We start from the raw sequence: 20,929 nt of genomic DNA on the forward strand, positions 1-20,929 counted from the left end.
AAATCCGCCGCCTAAATCCGTGCTTTAAGGCGTCCGATTCAAGGGGGCAGGTTCAGCACCCGCTACACCCTACAGAGCGCTCGAAGCCTGGCGACATTGAACGCCAAGCCTCCGTAGACCCCCGCTCTGAATTTCACCAACGAGCATGCCATTGCACCGCAGGTGCGGTGCGTACGCGCATGCCCGCTCAACCCGAAGCAGTAGGAGGACGTCATGAAGAAGAGTGTCTTGATCCAGCTGGAGATCGATGAAGCGCTGCTCACCAAGTTCGAGGCAGCAACGGCAACCGAAAACCTTACCGGAGCGCAGGTGCTCCGGCAGCTGATGCGGGAGTACGTGTACATGCACTGCCGCACGGAGGCGCACAACGAGGCGAAGCGACTGGAATCGGCCAAGCGCGTCTCGGCGATTGTCGCCCTGGATGCGGTCATGGCATCCAACCACGTGCCAGACGCGGTGGCCCGGTTCGCGGACGATGACCGGGACGTGGATGAGATGGGGCGGCGGCAGCATGGGTGGAGCACTTCTCCCTCCGGCGACCTATAAGTGCCCGCGACCACCGGAGGGCCGCGCCGTGCGGTTCCGGTGGTCCTGCGTCATGCTGAGGGCGCATTGGCTTGTCCGTGTCGAGGGCGGTTCCGTCCGTGCGGTGGACTTTGGTAGCTGCAGATCCTGGTTAGGGTTGATTCGCACGTCGCGAGGCGGCTGGCTCGGACGTGTGGGGTCGGCCAGGCGGACTGCAAAGTAAGGCGCAGCCTAGTCCGAGTTAGGCCGCGGATCAGATTATTCCGATACCCCAAAGGTAAGGGCTATGACACCCTGCTCCCTGGCACGGGGTATGTGGCGGCAGATACGGTGCGGCGAAAGACTGCCCGAACTGCACTCTACAGGTGCACTGTCCATCTCCCGCATGCTGCACCTGATGCTTGCGGGCATCTTCAGGGTTGGAGGTGGTGGCGGAGCCATTGATGATATGCAACCGCAACGCCGTGCATCAAATTCTATGAAGGGGAGCCCAGTCATGCATGCTGTACCACCTCCGGTGCCCGTGAACCTGCAGGAACTGCTTAGCGAATACCCGGGTCACATCGAGCGCCTTCAAGAAGTGCTTGATTCGGTAGCCCAGAGACAAGGTGGTGCTGCGGCGCCATTTGAGCTTGCCGTCTGGGCGTTGGAGGGGAGGCTTGAGTCATTTCTGCTGGAGGCACGACGCGAGCTGGAGGCAGCAAAGTCGACGGGTGATGCCGAGTTGACGGCCGCAGCGGAAGCGAAAGCCCGGCTGATGTCCCAAATTGCCCGGAAGCATGTATGGCAGACCGATGAAGGCCTCTGGGAATACTTTGGTAATTAAGCAGAGCCTTTAGGATATGCATCGAGCCCGCAGGCCATGAGCACAGAAGCAAATTGAATGGCTGACGCACCACCCCAAGGAAGAACGATGCCTCTTTGTTTCCAGTCCAGATCACATTCCTCTTACGATCCGGCCAGCGATGTTTCGATCCCGCGGCCAAGAATTCTTCCAACTACTCTAGCCAGTGGCAGGGCTGGGACCGAGTACCAGTACTCGTTCTATCGCGCTGACGACCGGATCGGTGGACTCGGCTTCGAGGGACCCGATGAGGTTGTGGTAGATGGGGTATTTCGGGAGTGGGTGTTCACCTTTGATCTTGGTCGAGAGGCCATCATCAGGTCCATGCTCCGATACAAGCAGGACTTCGGAGTGACTGGCGACGATTTCACCTTCCTGCGCGGGCTTGCGCAAGGTCTTGTGCTTGCCTATGCAGGCTGCAATGGCAACGACGACAATCTCCGCTACGTCGCTTTGACCAATGTCGGTGCGCTGGAAGGCGCCGGCGTTCTCATCTCGGACGATTCATTGATCCAGCCCGATGGACAGCTTGTCCTGGCTGCCGTGACGGTTCTGGCCAGCACTGACCAGCGAAGCGCCTGATCCTGCCGCAGCTTACGGCGCCCTGAGCAATCGGACGGAGGGGGTGCCTAAGCGGAATCGTCGGTTACCCAGAACCACCAGGATCCAGCCCCCACGAAGCGACGAGCTACACGGAGTACTCAACTGATGATCTTTCAACCCCGATTGCAATCTTCCTTTGATCCGATCCATCGAGTGTCAATTCCGGAGCCTCGAATCCTTCCTGCCGTGTTGCCAGACGGCCAGCAGGGTACGGAGTATCAGTACGCGTTCATCCGCGACGGAAGAATGATAGGGGGATTGGGCTTCTTCGGCACGGACGCTGAAGTCGAGACGGATGGACTCAAAGAGTGGGTGTTCACTTTGGATCTTGGCCACGACTGGCTTGTTTCGTCGATGGTCGAGTTCAAACAGACGCTGGGTGATACGGATGACGACTTCACCTTTGTGCGCTGCCTCGCAAACGGACTTGTGATGGCATACGCAGGGCAGGTCGACAATGAAGACAACCTGCGATACGTGGCCGTCACTACGTCTGCAGCACTGGCTCAGGCTGGCGTGGAGATGCCAGGCGGAACAGATGTTACAGGCGATGGCGTGATCGTCTTGGCCCAGGTGGTGGTTCCCGCGCATGCTGGTTGAGGCCTGGAAAGACACCGGCTGGTCCAGTTGCATGTACATGCGCAGGTTGCCAGTACGACTCGCAGGTAAGCTGTGACAATCATCCTTGGCTTGGCGGGTTTGGAGTCAAGCACGGAGGCGGTGTCACCAGAACTGAAGCAAACCAAGGAAGAGTGATGTCGATCAACTTCAAGCCAAGCGCAAACACCTCATTTGATGAGGGCAGTGGCGTCAGGATTTCGCACCCTCGAATTCTTCTGGATGAGCGGCTGGAAGGGGGTGCCAGCGTCGAGTACCAGTACACATTCCGCCGAGGCGATGAGCGGGTGGGTGCAATGGGATTTTTCGGAACCGCAGTCGATTCCGAGATGGATGGGAAGCGCGGCTTGATCTACACACTCGATCTGCGCCCGTCTGAAATACTGACGGATATGCTGAAGTTCAAGAGGTTCCTGGGCGACGCAAGCGATGAATTCGTCTTTGTCCGCTGCCTGGCACAGGGCCTGGTGAATGTTTTCGCGGGCAAAACCGCCAATTCCGAGAGCAGACGCTATCTGGTCGTCGCCAGCGCCGAAGACTTGGCGCAGGTTGGTGCGCCCGTACCTGTCGGCTACCTTGCACCCCCTGACGGCAATATCGTGCTCGCCCAGTTATCTGTTCCTGGGCGTGCTGTCTGACGGGAACCGGTGGGCAATCCCTTCGGCGTGGCGTCGTACTGCTCAGGCGCACCTTTGGCTAGCTGGGCGTCTGTAGAAGAACGTCGATGCTCGTGTTCCGATCTGCGGTTGCTGGTATGTCGGCTTTAGCCAGTTCTGAGAGAAGCGGCCCACTGAAGTGTGATGGGTGACGAGGGTACGGGTTGCCCGCCTTGCCCACGGCCTTGGAATCGATGACCATTGGCTGCAAAGTAATGATCGATAGGCGGCGGCCTCAAAGGTTGCGCTTGCCCGCCCGTGATCGGCGTGCCGACAGACAGGATTTCTAAAGGAAGAGACATGACAATCGACTTCGTCCCATCAACGCCGTCTCTCTTTGAAGTGCGCAATGACGTGACCATTGCTCTTCCCAGGATGGTTCCCCATGCGTTCACGGATGGGCGCGAAGGGATTGAGTATCAGTACGCATTTCTACGAGACGACGTTCGCATAGGAGGTCTGGGGCTCTTCGGTACTGAAGACGCGGTCGCGGGTTCGACTCAGCCTGCCAGGGTTTACCCACTTGATATGACGCTGGCATGGGTACTGGAGGCCGTGCTTGGCTTCAAGAGGACGCTGTGCAACAGCGATGACGACTTTGCCTTCCTGCAAAGCCTTGCGGAAGGCTTGGTGAACGTCTTCGTCCGGCATGGGCGGGCAAGATTCAGCCGGCGCTACATCGCAATCACTCATGCCGACGCGCTACTAGGCGCGGGGATTGCAGTGCCTGGCGGCGTCCCTTCGCTACCCGATGGAACGATCGTGCTCGCCGAACTGTTCGTGCCCGCGCGTGAAGCCTGAAGCGAGCCCTCATGACCAACTTCGTCTTCGATGACTTCGCGCGAACCACGTTAGCCCGTGCAACGAATATCTCTGACGGCAGCCCGCTGTCTCCGCAGCAGATCGACAGCGTCGTCCACTATCTAAAATCCGCTGGATCCGGTCCTGATAGCGCATCCAGCTACGCGGAGTTCGTGTCAGCAAAGATGCAAGCACTCCCGCCACGGCTACCCGCTGGCGTTGACTACGTGGCATTTTCGGGTGTTGATAGTTTAAACGTTTCGAACTATCAGAACGCGGTCAATTACGGACGTGATCTGGGCGGTAAGGCCGGAATCATTGGTGACACTCCCTGGGGGGTGTATATAACGGACGTGGAGTCCCACCCAGCGCGGCATCCTGATTTCATGGCTGCCGGGGAGAAGCTGCAAAGGTATATGGATGCCAGTGGCGTGGAGCCATTGTTTGGTGACCACGCCGCCGCCTTGCGGGACATGATGTGGAACGCTGGTAGCCCCAAGTTCTTTGAAAATGCCATCAGTACTGGCAATCCCCTGCTTGCATTGGTCGAGAATGCACCAGCCAATCGGGGCTTCAGCAACTTTGAGCTCACCACCGCGCTCGAACATCCCGACGTAAGGATTAACGGGTATCCAGTAAGCGCTTTCGGGCCAGAACCACTGGCGTTTGTGAGCAAGTCTGCCGCTGAGTATCAGGCGCTTGAGCGGTCGCTGGCCGAGGCGGCCAGTCTCAACAGCGGTCAGCCAGTCACCGTCGCCGAGGTCCGTCTTCAGCTCAAGCCCATCGATGGCTATGACGCTGTAGACCAGGTTCTCTTCGATCGACCGCTTCACGAATTCAAGTCCTTCAATCTCAGCGAGATGGCGGCTACCCGCGCGGAGTGGCACGTCGCACGCGGTAGTCTCGCGACGGGTCCGCGGCTGCATGCGGATGCTGCAGAACCCGTACCACACGCGCCATCTCAGCCCGGCGCACCGCGCGGCCCTCCGAGCGGAGCGGCGACCCTCGCCGAGGTGGCCGCAGAGTCCGCGCCCCGTGCCGCGCACCCGGGCCTCAGCCCCGGCATGAAGGTCGCCGGTATTGCCGGCGTGGCGCTGATGGCGCATGAGTTCGGCACCACCGGTCACAAATGGGTGGAGCTGTATTCGCAAGGCAATGCGGCAGGCGCGGACTCCACCGCTGCCCACTTCGTCGGCGCCAATGTCGGTGGTGCGCTAGGCGGCTTCGTCGCTGGCGCAGGCGTCGGCCTCACAACGGGTTCGTGGACCGGCCCCGGTGCCATCGTTGCCGGCATCGGCGGCGGTGTGCTCGGTGCCCACCTCGGCGACCGATGGGCCGAGCAGCGTGACATCGACCGCATCTTCAAGCAGGAAGACCCCATGGGGCGCGTGTGGACGCGCGACCCTGCCAACCCGGACAGACGCTGGCTGCGTGCCTCGGATCAGCAGCAGGTGCAGAGCGGCGACCTCGGAAGTGGGGTGGAGGTAAGGCCGGTGCAGACCGCCCTGGGCGAGGACGTCACGGTCCGCACGCACTACGTGGCCACCGGCACGCTGGAGCGGCAGCTGGACTGGAAGGCCGCCAAGGCCTCGTACGAGCTGGGCCTGACCAACCCGCCGCCTGCGCAGGACCCGTACCGCCTGAGGGCGAGGGACGATCAGGGTCCAGCACCGGGTCCATTCGAGACCGGGCGCGCCTTTGTGCGCGACCCCGCGTCCCGGCAATGGGAGCTGGAAATCAAGCAGATGGTTGACGGCCATGTGCCCATCACGCGAACGGCCCCGGTTTCCGCGGAGCAGTCGCTGCAACTGGACGAACAGTCGCGTGCGGTGATCGCCCAGAACGCCGCCAACACGCCTGCGGCCATGGCCGCACGCTACATGGTGGCGTACGAGCAGGGGCGCTGGAGCGACTTTGGCGATTCAGAGAATCCGTCTATTCCGCTGGCCATCCAGAATGCACGGGACGGCGCAGACACCCTGCGCGCAAGTGACGGCAATCGTTACACCCGCGACCCGGCCGGGCAGTGGGCCAGCGAGGGCCTTGTCTTCCACAGCGCCGCCAACCGCAACGTGAGCGAAGAGCTCGAGGTCACCTGGCAGAGTCAGAAGGCTGGCGTGGCGGGCTTGAATGACATGGCCGAGGAAATCAAGGCCAACGTCCAGCTTGCACCTGAGGGCATCCGTGGCCAGGTGGACGCGCTGTACAAGCAGCACGGCATCGAACGCACCGAGCAACAGCTGGCGGCAACGGCGGCCGCAGTGGAGCAGAACCTTGCCAGCAGCGGACGACAGGGCGACCTGGTGCTCGAGCTCATGCCAGACCCACGCACCCATGCGCCCAGCGCCGAGAGCGCCATCGCGGCGTTCGGCGACGCGGGTGGCCGCATGGTGCTTACAGCCACGACCACCATGGAGGACGTGGCGAAGATCCAGTCGCTGCACCAGCAACCGGCTGTCACCGCGGCTGCGCGCGATGAAGCCCACATCACCACCCTGGACGCGGTGACGGTGAACGCGCCGAGTCAGCCGCCAAGGCCGGAACAGATGCCCGCGCAGGAACCGCATGCGCCAAATGCAGTGCCCTCAGCGGTTGCTCCAGTTCAGCAGGCGGCCCCGGTCCGGGAAGTTCCAGCGGTCGAGGCGGTGCCTTGGACGCCGACGAACCCGAACCACCCCGATCACGGGCTGTACCAGGAGATTCGCAAGGAGGTCACAGCGCTCGACGCCGCCCATGGCCGCACGTACGACCAGACCAGCGAACGCCTCACCGGCAGCCTGTTGGTATTGGCCAAGGGCAACGGCATGGACCATGTAGACCACGTGGTACTCAGCCGTCCCACGGCGAACCAACCTGGCGGGCAGAACGTCTTTGTGGTGCAGGGGGAATTGAACGACCCCGGACACCTGCGTGCGGGCATGCCGACCCAGCAGGCGGTGACGGCGCCGTTCGAGCAGTCGATGGCGCAGTTTGACGTGGTGGCGAAGGAGCAGGAACAAGCACAACAGTTGACCCGCCAGCGTGAGATGGGAGACCAGCAGGAGGTGCAGCGGTCTGCGATGCGCATGGGGTAGCCACACTGCGGCGTGCCTCATGCATTGCACGCTGCCATAACAGACTTTCCCGATAGTCTCGGTTTATGTACCACACTGCCAGCCTGATGAAGCATGTGATCCTGGACCTCTCCTTCACGGATGGCTCGCTCGTTTCTCCGTACCTCGTCAAAGGCATGAAAGACCGTGGCTACGCCGTGGAGCTGCGCGCCGTAGCGGCGCACCGGTTGGAAAGCGAGGTCACCTTGGATGTGCGATTTACAGATGGCGTGCATAACGAAGGCTACGGTCGCTACATCTCAAAGGCCGTTCATGACAGCGCCTATGAGCTTCTGCCGGCGAGGCTGAACGCGATTCAAGGGCGCTGACGGAGGCGCTGCTCGGTTACGGGTCCGTCTTCATTCGGCCGTTTTGGGCGACGCGCACCCTGGGAAACGCCCGGCCTGGTGGAGGTTACACTCGCAGGACTAAACGGGTCGCGCCCACAAAGACAAAGGGAGTTGGCGCCATGGATGGACGAGCGCGGCTGTTGCTGGGGGCGGTGGCTGTTGCGGCATTGGTGGGCTTTGCACTCTGGCGGCAGGTTCCTGCAACGCGTGTTGCGGTGCCGACCGAACAGAGTCCGAAGGCTGCGGCAGTACAGTCGCCAGCTTCAGCAGGCATGCTCGGTGATGGCACGGGCGCTCAGGCCGCCCGCGGCCGCCCTGCAGCGGCCGACAGGGTAAGGGCCTTCGAAGAGCTCAAGCAGCGTGCGAAGGCCGGTGACGCCGTGGCGCAACGCAAACTCGCGGAGGCCTATGACGCCTGCTTCATGGTCAACCTTGACCGCGAGGGGTTCATCAAAGGTCTCGACCTCAACAGACGCATGATGAGAGAGCCCGCACGGCCCGCTGTGCTGGAGCAGGCACTGCACGATCGTGTCGCACAGTGTGACGCAGTGGATGGCGGGGCCATCGTGCCGGTGGACCTTATCCGTGGTTGGTACGCGCAGGCTGCCGAGAACGGCGACCTGCCCTCTCGTCTGATGGACAATGCGTTCAAGCAGAAGAGCCCGGATCCGGCCGAATCTGCCCGGCTGTTTGAGGAGGTACTGGCGTCCAATGATCCTGCGGCTGTGTTCGCCATGGGGGGCACGCTGGGGACCAACTACAGTGTCACCCCGGATGATCCCACTGCGGCGCTGACGACAGGGGAGCAGGCCAGCTGGGCATGGATGGTGGCGGCGTGCCGCATGGGGTACGACTGCGGCCCCTCCAGCACGCTGATGGGGACGCTGTGTCTCGTCCAGAACGGATGTACTGGCGAAGACTTCGAGGCCTACTTGAAGAGGGATCTGCGCAGTAACGCGGAGCGCAGGGACCTGGAACGCAGGGTGACGGAGATACTGAGGTTGGTCGAGGGGCAGTGACCGGTCCTCCGCGCACAGTCAACCCATCCGCATGCTTCGTGCCTCAACCTCGCGCTGATCCTGCTGGGTGCGCTGTTCGGTCTGCATCGCCAGCGCCTGCTGGTCCTGGCCAGCCACCTCCAGCCGTTGCAGCGACTGCTCAACTGGCGTCTGTACAGCCACCTCCGTCGGCATCGCAGCGCGTAGGTGTGCGGGGTTGCCGAGGTCGCCCTGCACCACGAAAATGTTGCGCCCCGCCGCAGCGTCGGTGGTGGCTTGGCTGAACACCACATGGTCAGCCCGGTCGAGTTTGTTCTCCACGGCCAGCGCGGTGAGGCTAGTCGAAAGCCTCTCGCTGGTCTCGTCAAAACTGCGTCCATGCTTGGCGTCCAGCGCTGCCACATGCTCGCGAATCTGCTGATACAGCTGGTAGTGCTCATCGCCCGGCTTCAGCCCAGCGATGCGGGTGCTCTGCTCCTGCCCGGGTGCGTCATTAAGAACCACCTTGGGTGTTTCGATGCGCTGCCGATAGGGGTCGTCCTCATGGAACTGGGTTCCCTTGAGTTGGCGCTCCAGGCGCACCTCGCGCGCTTCGTTCAGGCCTTCAATCACCCGTGCGTTGCGCTCCTGCATTGGGACGCCACCCTCGGTAAAGCGTTGCCATGTGCCCGCCTTCTCGTCGTATATGTGATGGTAGCTGCGGACACCGATGACATTAGGATCAACGGCCGGAAGTGCCTGATCCATCATCGCCATTTCATACACGCCCAGCTTTACCACGTAGGCGCCTGCCTGCACTTTCGGCATGGCGTCGAACGCGTGATTGGCTGTGTTCCACGCTCGCGCAGTTCCGCCCATACCGTTGTTGAGCATTTGCTTCCAGACGTCCTCGGCGGCATCTTCGCTCAGATTCTTCCGCGCAGCTTCCAGCAGGATGCGAGGTGTCCAGCAGTTGGGATCCAGGCCGTGCTCGACGAAGGCCTTGTCATGCGCAACCTGTACATCTCTGCCTGGAAGGTTCAGTGCCAGGTCTGGCCGGCGCGAGCCCATCCAGTACTCGCGCCGTTCAAGGTCGCGATCCAGCAGGGTCTGTCCGAAGTCCTCCCACTCACGCTCTGTCAGTACGCGGTTCTGAAACCTTGGGTCGCGATCGTGCTGGTCACTGGCCTTCGATTGCGCGTAGGCATTCGCCACCTGCCCGGGCAGGTTGTCGTTGCGTACTACGCCGAGCGCCAGCAGCCCATAGCCGTCCGAGCCCTCGGTCTGCGCCAGGTAGTTCCAGTAAAGCTCACGGTTTCCCTTGGAGGCGTACTCCCGCAGGATATCGATATCCTTTTGATTCAATCCGCTCATGCGTTGTTCCTCCAGAACATCCTTGGGTTACTGCGCCTTGTAGCGCGCTAATGCTGCGCGGGTGGCTTCTTCCATCACCTTCCAATCCTTCAGCAGCACCCGTGGATAGAACAGGGTCACGCCAAGGTTGTCCTTGGTATCGACGAAGTAATGCGTGCAGCTGGCAACCTTGACCGTGGCATCGGGAACGAGCAGGTCGCCCTGGATCGCGAGGCCTTCGTTCCCACCTTCAGGGTGGTGGCACTTGATGAAGGTCGCCAGCTGGCCGTCAGGCGCCCGGACGATGTACCACTCGTCCTCTTTACGGGCGTTACGTGTGAGCGGTTGCCCACGCTTCGTCTCGTATTCCTTGGCAAACAACGCCATGCGATCTTCATCGATGGCATAGGGCGTCAGGCCAAACTTGCTGGTGCCAGCCTTGCGCAGATCCAGACGACGTCGGGGATCATTGCGATTGACCGACCCTTCCTCGGTGGTTGCCTGCGTATCGGTCAGGCGCGGGAGCAGCTCCGATGCCGAAACCGCATCCAGATAGTCGATTGAGGCGGTAATCGCCCGGTAGTGATCTTCCATGCTGCGTGTTGGGCGATCACCGGGAGGAGCTGCCTGCAGACCGGGCCACATGAAGGTCAGTGCGATGCCACCGCCAACGGAAGGGCCAATCTGGTCGTCGTACAAGTTGGCGGGGAAGGCATAGCGGTGCGGCCCCAGCTTCGCCTCCACCGGCGCCGTGGTGTAGGTATAGCCATCGACTGCGTGGCTCTGGCTCGAATCTTCAGACATGGCAGTCTCCTTGTGTCCCTTCTCCGTGGGTGGGGCCTTTGCACAGGCGCTGGCGCTCAGGGCGACCGCGAGTGCAACTGTCAGGCACCGGCCGGATGACATCACGCTCATGGGCCATTCCATTGCATTGGTTGGGGTCAACTATAGGCCATGTCACCTTGCGAAGATGCATAGGGCTGGGCATAGCTGTTGGCAACCTGACCCGGAGCGCTGTCGTTACGAACCACGCCCAGTGCCAACGTTCCGTAGCCATCGGCTCCAGGAAGCTGGGAAAGGTAGTTCCAGTAAAGCTCCCGGTTGCCGGTATCCGCGTACTGCTCCAAAACTTCCAGATTGCGCGCAGTCAATCCACTCATATCCAACTCCTGTAAATGCGGGGATTACTTGACCTTGGAGCGATCCAAGATGTCCCGAATGGCCACTTCCATGGCCTTCCAATCCTTGAGGAACACGCGGTTGTAGTTGATGCTGATGGAAAGGCTGTTTGCGATGTCGGCGATGTAGTGGGTGCAACTGGCAACTGTGTCACCCGGCGCATCGACGATGTCGCTACCCTTGATCTCCAAGCCGTCGCCAGAGTGCTTGGGGCTGTCGCACTTGATGAAAGTGGTAAGCGCGCCGTCCGGGCCTCGAGCTATGTACCAATCGTCCTCGTATCGCGGATTGCGCGTATACGGCCGGCCATGCTTGGCCTCATACGCGCGTCCATAGTCGTCCATCAACGCTTCGTTGATCGCGTAGGGAACCAATTCGAACTGCTCTGGCTGCGGGACGCGAAGATCAAGGCGTTTCGAAGGATTCTTCCTTTCAAGGGAGCCCTCGGGGGTGATGCCATCGTTTGACGTAAACCGCTCCGGCAGGCTCTCTATCGGAACCCTGTCGACGTAGTCAACCAGCACGCGGATTTCCTTGCGGAAATCATTTGTCCGAGGATTCGCTCGCGCTCCCGGCGGCGTCGGCTTCATATCCGGCCATTCGATCACCAAGCTGACACCGTCACCCGGCCACGGCGCAATCTGGCTGTCCAGGTAGTTCGCCGGAATCCGGAAGGTACTTGGCCCCAGCTTCACCTCTACCGGTGCATTGGTGTAGGTGTGTCCATTGATGGTACGACCGGTTTCAGTTGCTTCCGACATCTTCGACTTCCCTTCCTGTTCCGTAGGCGGCGTCCGTGCACATGCGCTGGCGCTCAGGGCGACGGCAAGTGCAACTGTCAGGCACCGGCCGGATGACAACACGCTCATGGGCCATTCCATTGCATTGGTTGCGCTAACTATAGGCAAAGTCCGCGGAACAGGACAGGACTACGAGGAGGTGGCCGATGGATGAAGGGCGGCGGATTCACTACAACTTGACGCATCCAGCTTGCTGCGGACACATAGCCGAAGGTACACACATACGACGCGCCCAGAATGGTGCTGTCTTAAGAGCCAGTGCGAAGCGGGCACGCCCTCTCGAGACTTTACCCATCCGCAGGGAGCTCAGTTGACTAGTGACCGGCTTAGCACGTCGCGCGTGGCGTACTCCATGGCTTTCCAATCCTTGAGGAACGCGCGCTTGTAGCTCAGCCTGATGGACAGGCTGTTCGCCACATCGGACATGTAGTGATCGCAGCTCGCTGCGACTTCCTTCGTTATGCTGATGACCTGATCACCCTCAAGGCGAACGCCATCCTTGCGGAAGGCGGTGTTGTCGCACTTGATGAACGTGGTGAGCTCTCCACCCGCGCCACGGGCGATGTACCAGTCGTCCTGGTATGCGGGATTGCGCGTGTAAGGCCGGCCGTAGCGGGCTTCATAGTCCCGCGAGTAGGCATCCATCAGGTTCTGGTCGATGGCGTAGGGGATGAGTCCCATGTGCTCGGGCTGGGCAACACGAAGGTCGAGACGGTCTTTGGGGTTTCTACGTTCTACGGAACCTTCCTCCGTGACGGCGTTGTTTGACGAAAGTCGCTCCAGCGAAGTCTCAATGGGAGCCCGATCAATGTAGTCTATGAGTACAGAGATCTCTTTGCGGAAATCATTGGTGCGCGGATTCGCTCGCGCTCCCGGCGGAGTCGGCTTCATATCCGGCCATTCGATCACCAAGCTGACACCGTCACCAGGCCACGGCGCAATCTGGCTGTCCAGGTAGTTGGCCGGAATCCGGAACGTATTCGGCCCCAGCTTCACCTCTACCGGTGCATTGGTATAGGTGTGCCCATTGATGGTACGACCGGTTTCAGCTGGTTCCGACATGTTCGATTTCCCTTCCTGTTCCGTAGGCGGCGTCCGTGCACATGCGCTGGCGCTCAGGAAGACGGCAAGTGCAACTGTCAGGCACCGGCCGGATGACATCACGCTCATGGGCCATTCCATTGCATTGGTTGGGGTCAACTATAGGCAAAGTCCGCGGAACAGGACAGGACTACGGGGAGATGGCCGATGGATGAAGGGCGGCGGATTCACTACGACGTGACGCATCCAGCTTGCTGCGGACACATAGCCGAAGGTACACACATACGACGCGCCCAGAATGGTGCTGTCTTAAGAGCCAGTGCGAAGCGGGCACGCCCTCTCGAGACTTTACCCATCCGCAGGGAGCTCAGTTGACTAGTGACCGGCTTAGCACGTCGCGCGTGGCGTACTCCATGGCTTTCCAATCCTTGAGGAACACGCGGTTGTAGTTGAGGCTGATGGAAAGGCTGTTCTCGATGTCCACTATGTAATGTTTGCAGCTTGCAACGGTTTCGCCTTCTGCATCAACGATATCGTTACCCTCGATCTCAAGGCCGTCGGCTGAGTACTTGGCGCTGTCGCATTTGATGAAGGTAGTGATCGCACCATCCGGCGCCCGCGCAACGTACCAGGCGTCTTCGAAGGCAGGGTTGCGTGGATGTGGGTGGCCGTACTTGGCCTCATACGCACGCGCATAGTCCTCCATCAACGATTCGTTGATGGCGTAGGGGGTCAGGCCTAGCCGGTCTGGCTGGGCAACGCGTAGATCCAGGCGGACTGATGGATCCCGGCGCTCAATCCAGCCTTCCTCTGTGATGGAATCGTTGGTCACATACCGCCCCAACAGATCTCTGATCGGGACCCTGTCGATGTAGTCGATCAATACGCGGATTTCCTTGCGGAAATCATTGGTGCGCGGGTTGGCTCGCGCTCCTGGCGGCGTCGGCTTCATATCCGGCCATTCGATCACCAAGCTCACCCCCTCACCAGGCCACGGCACAATCTGGCTGTCCAGGTAGTTGGCCGGAATCCGGAACGTATTCGGCCCCAGCTTCACCTCTACCGGTGCATTGGTGTAGGTGTGCCCATTGATGGTGCGACCGGTTTCAGTTGCGTCCGACAGCTTCGATTTTCCTTCCTGTTCCGTAGGCGGCGCCTTTGCACAGGCGCTGGCGCTCAGGGCGACGGCGAGTGCAACTGTCAGGCAGCATCCGGAAGGCGACGACATTGCATTCATGAGCGATTCCAATGCTATTGGCAGGGGGCGCCGTCCTTGTCAGTTGGCGGTCCCGGGGATGAATATCTCTGCCAGGACGACTGTGCCATTGGGCGAAACGACTTCGGGGGGGACGGAAAGAATGCCGACACCGCTTATAGCGTTGAGCGTAGTAATTGCGAGGTGACGCACATCGTCATGGGACGATCCGCCTTCGTTGGCAGAGAAGAGAAGACCGTACGCGAGAGAGCAAAGAAATTCGAAGTCGCCGTCTGCACTCATGAACACGGGCTTCTGTTTCAGCATGGACTTCAGTGTCACTTCACGGGTCATGTCCAGGGAGTACGCCCACTCCCGCCGCGGCTCAAACTGAAAGCGATCTTTACCGCCTCTGAGACCAAGGAAGCCTACCCTCTCGCTGCCACGAAGGAACACGTACTGGTACTCGGCCGGATCACCACCGTCCGGCAACGCGCCCTGCAATCTGGAAAGCAGGATTCTGACGCCGCTCTCGTTCTCGATGGCGGAGCGTGGCTCTTGCTGCGAAATACTGGTCATTGGTTTTCCTTCCAAGCAAATCAACCCACCCGCACGCTGCGTGCCTCAACCTCGCGCTGATCCTGCTGGCTGAGCTGCTCAGTCTGCACTGCCAACGCCCGCTGCTCCTGCCCGGCAACGTCCAAGCGCTGCAGCGATTGCTCTACCGGGGTCTGCACCGCCACGTCCGTTGGCATGGATGCGCGGCGGTGCGCCGGGTCAACCAGATCACCTTGCACCACGAACACATTGCGCCCGGAAGCGCTGTCGGTGGTCTGCGCACTAAGCAGCACGTGGTCCGCACGGTCCAATCCGTTCTGGCGGGTCAGTGCCATCACGCTGGCGGTCAGGCGCTCGCTGTTCTCGTCAGGGGCGCGGCCGTGCTTGGCGTCGATGGCGGCTACACCTTCCCTGACCTGCTGGAGCAACGCGTACTCGGGATGGCCTGGGCCGATATCGGCCAGTCGGGTGGGCGCCTGCCTCTCGCCATTGACCCCGTCAATAGATGCGGTCTTCGGGCTTGGAGTGATTGTCCGGTAAGGGTCTTCCTCGTGGAACTGCGTGGCCTTTTCCTGGCGCTCGAGCCGTAATTTGCGGGTATCGTTCAGTTCGGAAATCCGATCAGGATTGGTTTCTTCCCTCGAGTAAACGTGGCCGTCGCTTACACCCACGTTGAACCACTTCTTGCCCTGCTCGGAGTACGTGGAGTAGAAGCTCTTGGCGCCGACCAAGTTTGGATCAACAGCAGCGCGGGACTCGGCAAATGTCGTAACCTCCAGCGCAGTGAGCTTGACGACGTACTTGCCGCCTTCCCACCGCCCCATTTCCGCAACGGCATCCAGCCCGGTCTTCCCTGCGCGATTGAGGCCCCAGTTCTCGTTGTCGAGCATGTTCTTCCAGATCTGCTCGACCTTCTCTGGGCCGCTGTTCTCACGGGCAGCCTGCAGGAGAACGCGCGGGGTCCAGCAATTCGGGTCGAGGTGGTGGGCTTCGAATGCGAGATCGTGCGCCTTCATTACATCTCTGCCAGGAAGGTTCAGTGCCAGGTCGGGCCTGAGCTCGTCCATCCAGAACTGGCGGCGCTGAAGATCCTGCTCGAGCAACGTTTGCCCAAAACTGTCCCACTGACGCTCTGACAGCGTCGCATTTGGAAAGCGCGACCCGTTGTCGTGTTGCTCCCTGGCGTAGCTCTGCGCATAGCTGTTGGCGACGGCTCCCGGAAGGCTGTCATTGCGTACTACGCCAAGTGCCAGCGTTCCATAGCCATCCGCTCCTGGCAACTGCGAGAGATAGTTCCAGTAAAGCTCTCGGTTCCCGGCCCGGACATAGCTCTCCAGGACCTTGACGTCTTGATTGGTCAATCCACTCATCTACGGCTCCCTGTAGTTCCGCGGCTCACTTGACCTTGTAGCGGGTCAAAATGCCGCGAACGGCGTCCTCAATGCGCTTCCAGTCTTTCAGGAATACGCGTTTGTAACTCAGCGTGATGGAAAGGCTGTTCTCTACATCAACAAAGTAGTGCGTACACAGCGCTGAGACAGCGCCCTCCACCGGCGTCGCCTGTTCGCCTTCCAGTACAACACCATCTTCCCGATATGCCGCGTTGTCGCACCTGATGAATGTGGCTATGTCGCCATTCTCCGAGCGCGCGATGTACCAGTCAGGCTCGAACGAAAGGTTCCGCGGGAACGGGCGCCCTGTCTTCGCTTCCTGCGCGTGCGCGTATGCCACGCGCAGTTCCTCATCGATTGCATAAGGCGTGAGTCCCATGCGTTCGGGCTGCGCCACCCTGAGATCCAGTCGAGCAGAGGGATCCTGACGCTCAAGCGAACCTTCGGTGGTGTGACCGTTGTTGGTCACGCGCCTGGCCATGGCCCCCTCGATCGGAAGCCGGTCGATGTAGTCAACAGAAATCGCGATCTCGCGGAAGAAGTCATTGGTTCTCGGTGCAGCTCGAGCCCCAGGCGCCGTGGGCGTCATGCCCGGCCATTCCAGCTTAAGGTCCATGCCCTCGTCGAAGGGGCCAATCTGGCTGTCGAAGTAGTTCGCCGGAATCCGGAAGGTATTCGGCCCCAGCTTCACCTCTACCGGTGCATTGGTGTAGGTATGCCCATTGATGGTACGACCGGTTTCAGTTGCTTCCGACATGTTCGATTTCCCTTCCTGTTCCGTAGGCGGCGTCCGTGCACATGCGCTGGCGCTCAGGGCGACGGCAAGTGCAACTGTCAGGCACCGGCCGGATGACAACACGCTCATGGGCCATTCCATTGCATTGATTGGGGCCAACTATAGGCAAAGTCTTGGCAACGGGACAGGAACCGGGTCACTGCGGCCGGCGGACGGCCACACCAAGCGCGGCCGCCGGGTACGGCCCACGCGGCGAGGCGTGACGCATCCAGCCCGTATGCGGAAGTGCCCGTGATAATCTGGAGCCCAAGCGGTTCGGCAGGCACAGCAAACCGATACGAGTCTCGGGAGGACTTAGGAACGTGAAGGAACACAACGGAGCTGACACCGCCGATCTGGCGCTCTACCAGCAGATTCGCCGCGAAGTGGTCGCGCTCGACAAAGCCCACGGCCGCACCTACGACAAGACCAGCGAGCGCCTCACCGGCAGCCTGCTTGCCTTGGCCAAGGACCACGGTCTGAAGCGGGTAGACCACGTGGTGCTCAGCCACCCCACCGCAGACCAGCCCGGCGCGCACAATGTGTTCGTGGTGCAGGGCGAGCTGGACAACCCTGGCCACCTGCGCGCAGGCATGTGCACCGTACTTGCGGTTCAGCCCCGCCCTGAAGAGTTGCTGGAGCAGCTCGACGCAGCCGCGCAGGCACCCAGCAGCGACACAGAATAGACCGCTATGGCTTGTCTACGCACCTCCCAGCCTCCTCAGTTCGTTTCATAGCTCATGCGAGACCACATGGAATCTGGACAGAACTTTGATGACATCAGCCAGGCAAGGCGGGTCGACGCGGTACGGTTCGCTGCGGCGTCACTAGCGTTAGAGGGCCTCGCTGTCAGCAACGAGGCCGAAGAGCTGGCGCGCATGTTTGCGATCGGTGCAATCAGTCTGGAAGAGCTGGTCGCTACAGAGCGAGTTTGACTGTCCGATCATAGCCGCGCTCTGCCGCCCGGCCCTTGGCTCCTGCTCCTGCTGGCGGCTCAGCTGTTCAACGCCAGCCCCGCCGGCGGCCACAACGGATCGGCCCGATCCAGATCGTAGTCATTGCCAAACGCCAACGCCGCCTCACGCGGCTCCAGGTCGTAGTAGCTCACCAGCAGCTGCTCATCCATGCCGGCGTCGCTGTGGTTGATGGCAAACAGGCCAAGCATGGCCTGGTCGAACTCTTCCAGCCATTCAGTGTCGATCTTGTTCATGTGGATCCTCCGAAGCGGAGGGCAGGATCGCGCAGAGGCGTCTCACAGCATGGGACGCAGGCGTACCAAGGCCTCAGATCGCGGGAAACCTCTCGTTTCACCGCCCTCCATAGCTGTGGCCGATCTCGCGAACCCGCTCCTGTTAACATGTCCGGGCCAGCCAGCCTTCCCACGTCCAACGACCGTGTGGTTGGCCGCCTTCCAGCGGCCACGCGAGCCAGGATCCTTCCTATGCCTCTCACAAGGACGCTCGCATGCACCCTCGTTCCCTGTTCCGTTCGGCCGCCCTGGCGCTGGCCGTCAGCCTGACCCTCGGCGCCCCGTCCGCCTTCGCCGCCGAAAAGGCCCTCACCGCTGCAGCCACCACTTCCGTCCAGCGTTCCGCTGTGGCGCAGGGCCTGTATGAGCTGGCCTTCAGCCCCACCCAGAACGCGCTGTTCGTGGCCTCATCGGGCGGCTTCGGCGACGCGGCCGGCCCTGCCCAGGTGCTGCGCCTCAACCCCGATTCGCTGGCCGTTGAAGCCAAGATCCCGCTGGAGCGCAAGGCCTTCGGCGTGGTCCTCGACGACGCCCACAACCGCCTGTACGTGGGCAACACCGTGGACACCTCGGTGACCGTGGTCGACACCGCCTCCAACAAGGCCGTGGGCATCGTGCAGCTGATGGAAAAGAAGGTGGGCAAGGACGGCAAGGCCGGCTACACCCACGACCTTCGCGAGCTGGTGGTCGATTCCCCGAACAACCGCCTGTACGTCACCGGTCACTCCGGCGAAGGCAGCGTGCTGTTCGTGGTGGACACGCAGTCGCTCAAGCTCATCAACACCATTCCCGGCCTGGGCAACGCCAAGGCGCCGGGCCTCACGCTGGATGCGGCCAACAAGCGCGTGCTCACTTCGAACCTGTTGGGTGAGGTGGTCACGGTGGGCACCGAGAGCGGCAAGGTGGAGCAGCGCTTCAAGGTCAGCGCCGAGCAGCCGATGAACCTGGCACTGGACCCGAGCGGCAAGCGCCTGTTCGTGACCGACCAGGGCCTGGAAATGATCCGCAAGTACCAGGGCAACAGCATTCCGGGCTTCGTCTCCAAGCACCCGGGCCAGCGCGTGCTGGTGCTGGACCCCACCACCGGCAAGGAACTGGCGAGCATCGCCACGGATGCCGGCCCGCTGGGCCTGCTGCTGGATGCGCCGCGCAAGCGCCTGTACGTGACCAACCGCGAGGCGGGCACGGTAACGGCGTATGACAGTGAGAGCTACAAGAAGGTGGGCACGTATGACGTGCCGACGCACCCGAACAGCCTGGCGCTGGATGCGAAGAAAAACGTTCTGTACGTGACCATCAAGAATGGTGACAAGGACGAGAAGGGTAGTGAGGAGTCTGTGGCGCGGATTGCGCTGTAAGCGCAATCCGATCGCCCGTGCACGGCCACCGTGGGGTGGCCGTGCATTTAGTTAAAGGCGTCCTTCCCCGGTTAGAGGAAGCGGCGCCGATGCTCGCGATGCCATTTAAAGTAATCTTCGGAAACCGGTGACCAGGCAGAGCAGCGCTTGCCAACTATTGTGTCCAACGCATCTCTTAGCGAATGCATTGGATTGATGCCCGTTGCCATACAGATGGTGCCGGATTCATCCACGTGGATGTAGCCGTTCTCAAACAACTTGTCGCAGCCCAATAGGCAAACAGGCATGGTGTTTGCCTCGTCCAGCTTCTGGGCGGAATCGCATGAGTGCCGCTTGCGAATGTGGCCAACAACCAAGAGATCAATAGGTAAGGTCCGGGCGCAGATAGCACAGGGTGCCTGCCGCCTGCTGCCAAGCATGATCTCTCTAAGCAGAGACTGTTCCGCTCGCCTTCTGCTTGCACTGGGCAAGTCCAGTTGCTGCCCAAGCTGACGCAGCTTCAGCCTAGCTGCGTCAGCATCGGAATCTGACACCACCACAGCGCCAACGGCGTTCGAAAGGTCAAGGGCATCTAATACTGCACCGCTCTTCGAGCTCGGCAAGACATCGAAGCCCTGCACTACGTTGCTATCCTTGTACCCCGCCGCAGAGTTGAAGCGACGCACGTCGATATCAACTTCCTCGAGATCGGTGAGGAAGAACACGTACTCCCAGGTGGCGCCATCCTCACGCTCACCCCAAAGCTCCTTCGCCAGTTCGGCAGAATGAACTTTGTAGGCGACCTCGCCCCTAAAGAAGAAGCGCTTGTTCCGATACATAAGCGCAATGTCGCCAAGCACCATGCGGTGCCATTTGTTCGCATTCACATCGCGCTTTCCGGGCGTGACGCCCCAAATGGCAACGGCTTCACCGAACGTCGCGGTAACCCGGCTAAGATCCTCTTGCGGAAGGAAGCGAGCAATTCGTGAAACCGGAACAGGGTTCTGGATCGTATCGACGTAATGCTCGACCGCGTCATCATCCGCGCAAGGCTGAAGTACGAGCTGAGTCATCCTAAAGCTCCGTGTACTTCTTCGAGTTTCCCTTAGCCTTCTCGACCGGATACTTGGCTGAGTTTTTGTCTAGCTTGCTGAGAATCGCTTGCTCAATGTCAATCCCAAGGTTGTCTGCCAACTCGATCAGGTAGACGGCCACATCCGCAATCTCGTCTGCGATCTCGTCGCGTGCTTTAACCGCGTGCGCCTCACTTTGTTCCGGAGATTTCCATTGGAAGTGCTCTAGAACCTCCGTGGCCTCAAGGACCAAGGAAATGGCGAGGTTCTTGGGGTTGTGGAACTGCATCCAATCCCGCTCATCTCGGAACTCGCGGATGCGAGTTTGGATCTTATCGAGGTCCAATTGCGTCTCTCCCCAGCCATAGCCATAGGTTCATCTGATTGGCATTCTAATAGCTAGCGCCAATGTAGTGGACGGTGGGACGGCCACAGGCAGGGGTGGGCGGAAGGTAGGCTGGAGCAATCGCTAGTCACGGTCTAATATCAAACACCTATCACCGGTGATCGTG

23 protein-coding genes and 1 pseudogene are annotated in these 20,929 nt (G+C 60.8%); 12 read left to right on the top strand and 12 right to left on the bottom strand.

What is annotated here, in order from left to right:
- Positions 1–213: 213 nt before the first annotated feature.
- From RT456_RS15335 to RT456_RS15375, 9 genes are all read left to right on the top strand, one after another.
- The gene (locus RT456_RS15335; protein WP_313347903.1) at positions 214–546 is read left to right on the top strand and encodes a hypothetical protein; all 333 of its coding nucleotides are present in this window, start codon (positions 214–216) and stop codon (positions 544–546) included.
- A gap of 364 nt (positions 547–910) precedes the next feature.
- Positions 911–1,351: a hypothetical protein gene (locus tag RT456_RS15340; RefSeq protein WP_313347904.1), complete on the top strand. Its 441-nt coding sequence runs from the start codon at positions 911–913 to the stop codon at positions 1,349–1,351.
- A gap of 369 nt (positions 1,352–1,720) precedes the next feature.
- Positions 1,721–1,951 carry a hypothetical protein gene (locus RT456_RS15345; protein WP_313347905.1) on the top strand — a complete coding sequence of 77 codons (231 nt, stop codon included), beginning with the start codon at positions 1,721–1,723 and terminating at the stop codon, positions 1,949–1,951.
- 126 nt (positions 1,952–2,077) lie between these two features.
- Positions 2,078–2,572 carry a hypothetical protein gene (locus RT456_RS15350; RefSeq protein ID WP_313347906.1) on the top strand — a complete coding sequence of 165 codons (495 nt, stop codon included), beginning with the start codon at positions 2,078–2,080 and terminating at the stop codon, positions 2,570–2,572.
- 155 nt (positions 2,573–2,727) lie between these two features.
- A complete protein-coding gene (locus RT456_RS15355; protein ID WP_313347907.1) occupies positions 2,728–3,228 on the top strand; it encodes a hypothetical protein in 501 nt (166 codons plus the stop codon).
- Between the two features lie 318 nt (positions 3,229–3,546).
- Positions 3,547–4,047 carry a hypothetical protein gene (locus tag RT456_RS15360; protein ID WP_313347908.1) on the top strand — a complete coding sequence of 167 codons (501 nt, stop codon included), beginning with the start codon at positions 3,547–3,549 and terminating at the stop codon, positions 4,045–4,047.
- Between the two features lie 11 nt (positions 4,048–4,058).
- Complete coding sequence (locus tag RT456_RS15365) at positions 4,059–7,121, top strand: XVIPCD domain-containing protein (protein ID WP_313347909.1); 3,063 nt, start codon at positions 4,059–4,061, stop codon at positions 7,119–7,121.
- A 65-nt stretch (positions 7,122–7,186) separates the two neighbouring features.
- Complete coding sequence (locus RT456_RS15370; protein WP_313347910.1) at positions 7,187–7,468, top strand: zeta toxin family protein; 282 nt, start codon at positions 7,187–7,189, stop codon at positions 7,466–7,468.
- Positions 7,469–7,608: 140 nt separating this feature from the next.
- Positions 7,609–8,508 (top strand): hypothetical protein, encoded by a 900-nt coding sequence (locus RT456_RS15375; RefSeq protein WP_313347911.1) that lies wholly within the window; start codon positions 7,609–7,611, stop codon positions 8,506–8,508.
- Between the two features lie 18 nt (positions 8,509–8,526).
- On the opposite strand, the gene RT456_RS15380 is transcribed toward RT456_RS15375, so the two are convergent.
- The 9 genes and pseudogenes from RT456_RS15380 to RT456_RS15420 all read right to left on the bottom strand — a co-directional run bounded on the left by RT456_RS15380 (position 8,527) and on the right by RT456_RS15420 (position 16,848).
- Complete coding sequence (locus tag RT456_RS15380; RefSeq protein ID WP_313347912.1) at positions 8,527–9,840, bottom strand: XVIPCD domain-containing protein; 1,314 nt, start codon at positions 9,838–9,840, stop codon at positions 8,527–8,529.
- 27 nt (positions 9,841–9,867) lie between these two features.
- On the bottom strand, positions 9,868–10,623 hold the full coding sequence (locus RT456_RS15385) for a hypothetical protein (protein ID WP_313347913.1): 756 nt from the start codon (positions 10,621–10,623) through the stop codon (positions 9,868–9,870).
- Between the two features lie 158 nt (positions 10,624–10,781).
- Positions 10,782–10,979: pseudogene (locus RT456_RS15390) on the bottom strand (hemolysin); the annotation flags it as partial.
- Positions 10,980–11,003: 24 nt separating this feature from the next.
- On the bottom strand, positions 11,004–11,867 hold the full coding sequence (locus tag RT456_RS15395) for a hypothetical protein (RefSeq protein WP_313347914.1): 864 nt from the start codon (positions 11,865–11,867) through the stop codon (positions 11,004–11,006).
- Positions 11,868–12,104: 237 nt separating this feature from the next.
- Complete coding sequence (locus RT456_RS15400; RefSeq protein ID WP_313347915.1) at positions 12,105–12,968, bottom strand: hypothetical protein; 864 nt, start codon at positions 12,966–12,968, stop codon at positions 12,105–12,107.
- 238 nt (positions 12,969–13,206) lie between these two features.
- Positions 13,207–14,076: a hypothetical protein gene (locus RT456_RS15405; protein WP_313347916.1), complete on the bottom strand. Its 870-nt coding sequence runs from the start codon at positions 14,074–14,076 to the stop codon at positions 13,207–13,209.
- A 39-nt stretch (positions 14,077–14,115) separates the two neighbouring features.
- Positions 14,116–14,613 (bottom strand): hypothetical protein, encoded by a 498-nt coding sequence (locus RT456_RS15410; protein ID WP_313347917.1) that lies wholly within the window; start codon positions 14,611–14,613, stop codon positions 14,116–14,118.
- A gap of 20 nt (positions 14,614–14,633) precedes the next feature.
- Positions 14,634–15,962 carry an XVIPCD domain-containing protein gene (locus RT456_RS15415; RefSeq protein WP_313347918.1) on the bottom strand — a complete coding sequence of 443 codons (1,329 nt, stop codon included), beginning with the start codon at positions 15,960–15,962 and terminating at the stop codon, positions 14,634–14,636.
- Positions 15,963–15,987: 25 nt separating this feature from the next.
- The gene (locus RT456_RS15420; protein WP_313347919.1) at positions 15,988–16,848 is read right to left on the bottom strand and encodes a hypothetical protein; all 861 of its coding nucleotides are present in this window, start codon (positions 16,846–16,848) and stop codon (positions 15,988–15,990) included.
- A gap of 233 nt (positions 16,849–17,081) precedes the next feature.
- On the opposite strand from RT456_RS15420, the gene RT456_RS15425 reads away from it, so the two are divergent.
- Together RT456_RS15425 and RT456_RS15430 are read left to right on the top strand one after the other, a co-directional pair.
- Complete coding sequence (locus RT456_RS15425) at positions 17,082–17,444, top strand: XVIPCD domain-containing protein (protein ID WP_313347920.1); 363 nt, start codon at positions 17,082–17,084, stop codon at positions 17,442–17,444.
- 66 nt (positions 17,445–17,510) lie between these two features.
- Positions 17,511–17,693 (top strand): antitoxin VbhA family protein, encoded by a 183-nt coding sequence (locus RT456_RS15430; RefSeq protein WP_313347921.1) that lies wholly within the window; start codon positions 17,511–17,513, stop codon positions 17,691–17,693.
- Positions 17,694–17,752: 59 nt separating this feature from the next.
- Here the strand turns inward: RT456_RS15430 and RT456_RS15435 are convergent, their stop codons facing one another.
- Positions 17,753–17,968, bottom strand: a complete 216-nt coding sequence (locus RT456_RS15435) for a hypothetical protein (RefSeq protein ID WP_313347922.1) — start codon at positions 17,966–17,968, stop codon at positions 17,753–17,755.
- 254 nt (positions 17,969–18,222) lie between these two features.
- On the opposite strand from RT456_RS15435, the gene RT456_RS15440 reads away from it, so the two are divergent.
- The gene (locus tag RT456_RS15440; RefSeq protein WP_313347923.1) at positions 18,223–19,365 is read left to right on the top strand and encodes a YncE family protein; all 1,143 of its coding nucleotides are present in this window, start codon (positions 18,223–18,225) and stop codon (positions 19,363–19,365) included.
- Positions 19,366–19,436: 71 nt separating this feature from the next.
- Here the strand turns inward: RT456_RS15440 and RT456_RS15445 are convergent, their stop codons facing one another.
- Together RT456_RS15445 and RT456_RS15450 are read right to left on the bottom strand one after the other, a co-directional pair.
- Entirely contained in the window at positions 19,437–20,417 is a 981-nt protein-coding gene (locus RT456_RS15445; protein WP_313347924.1) for a hypothetical protein, read from the bottom strand.
- Between the two features lies 1 nt (position 20,418).
- Positions 20,419–20,706, bottom strand: coding sequence for a nucleotide pyrophosphohydrolase (locus RT456_RS15450; RefSeq protein WP_313347925.1), 288 nt, complete (start codon positions 20,704–20,706; stop codon positions 20,419–20,421).
- Positions 20,707–20,929: the final 223 nt, after the last annotated feature.

Source organism: Stenotrophomonas sp. (genome assembly GCF_032099025.1).
Taxonomy (GTDB): domain Bacteria; phylum Pseudomonadota; class Gammaproteobacteria; order Xanthomonadales; family Xanthomonadaceae; genus Stenotrophomonas.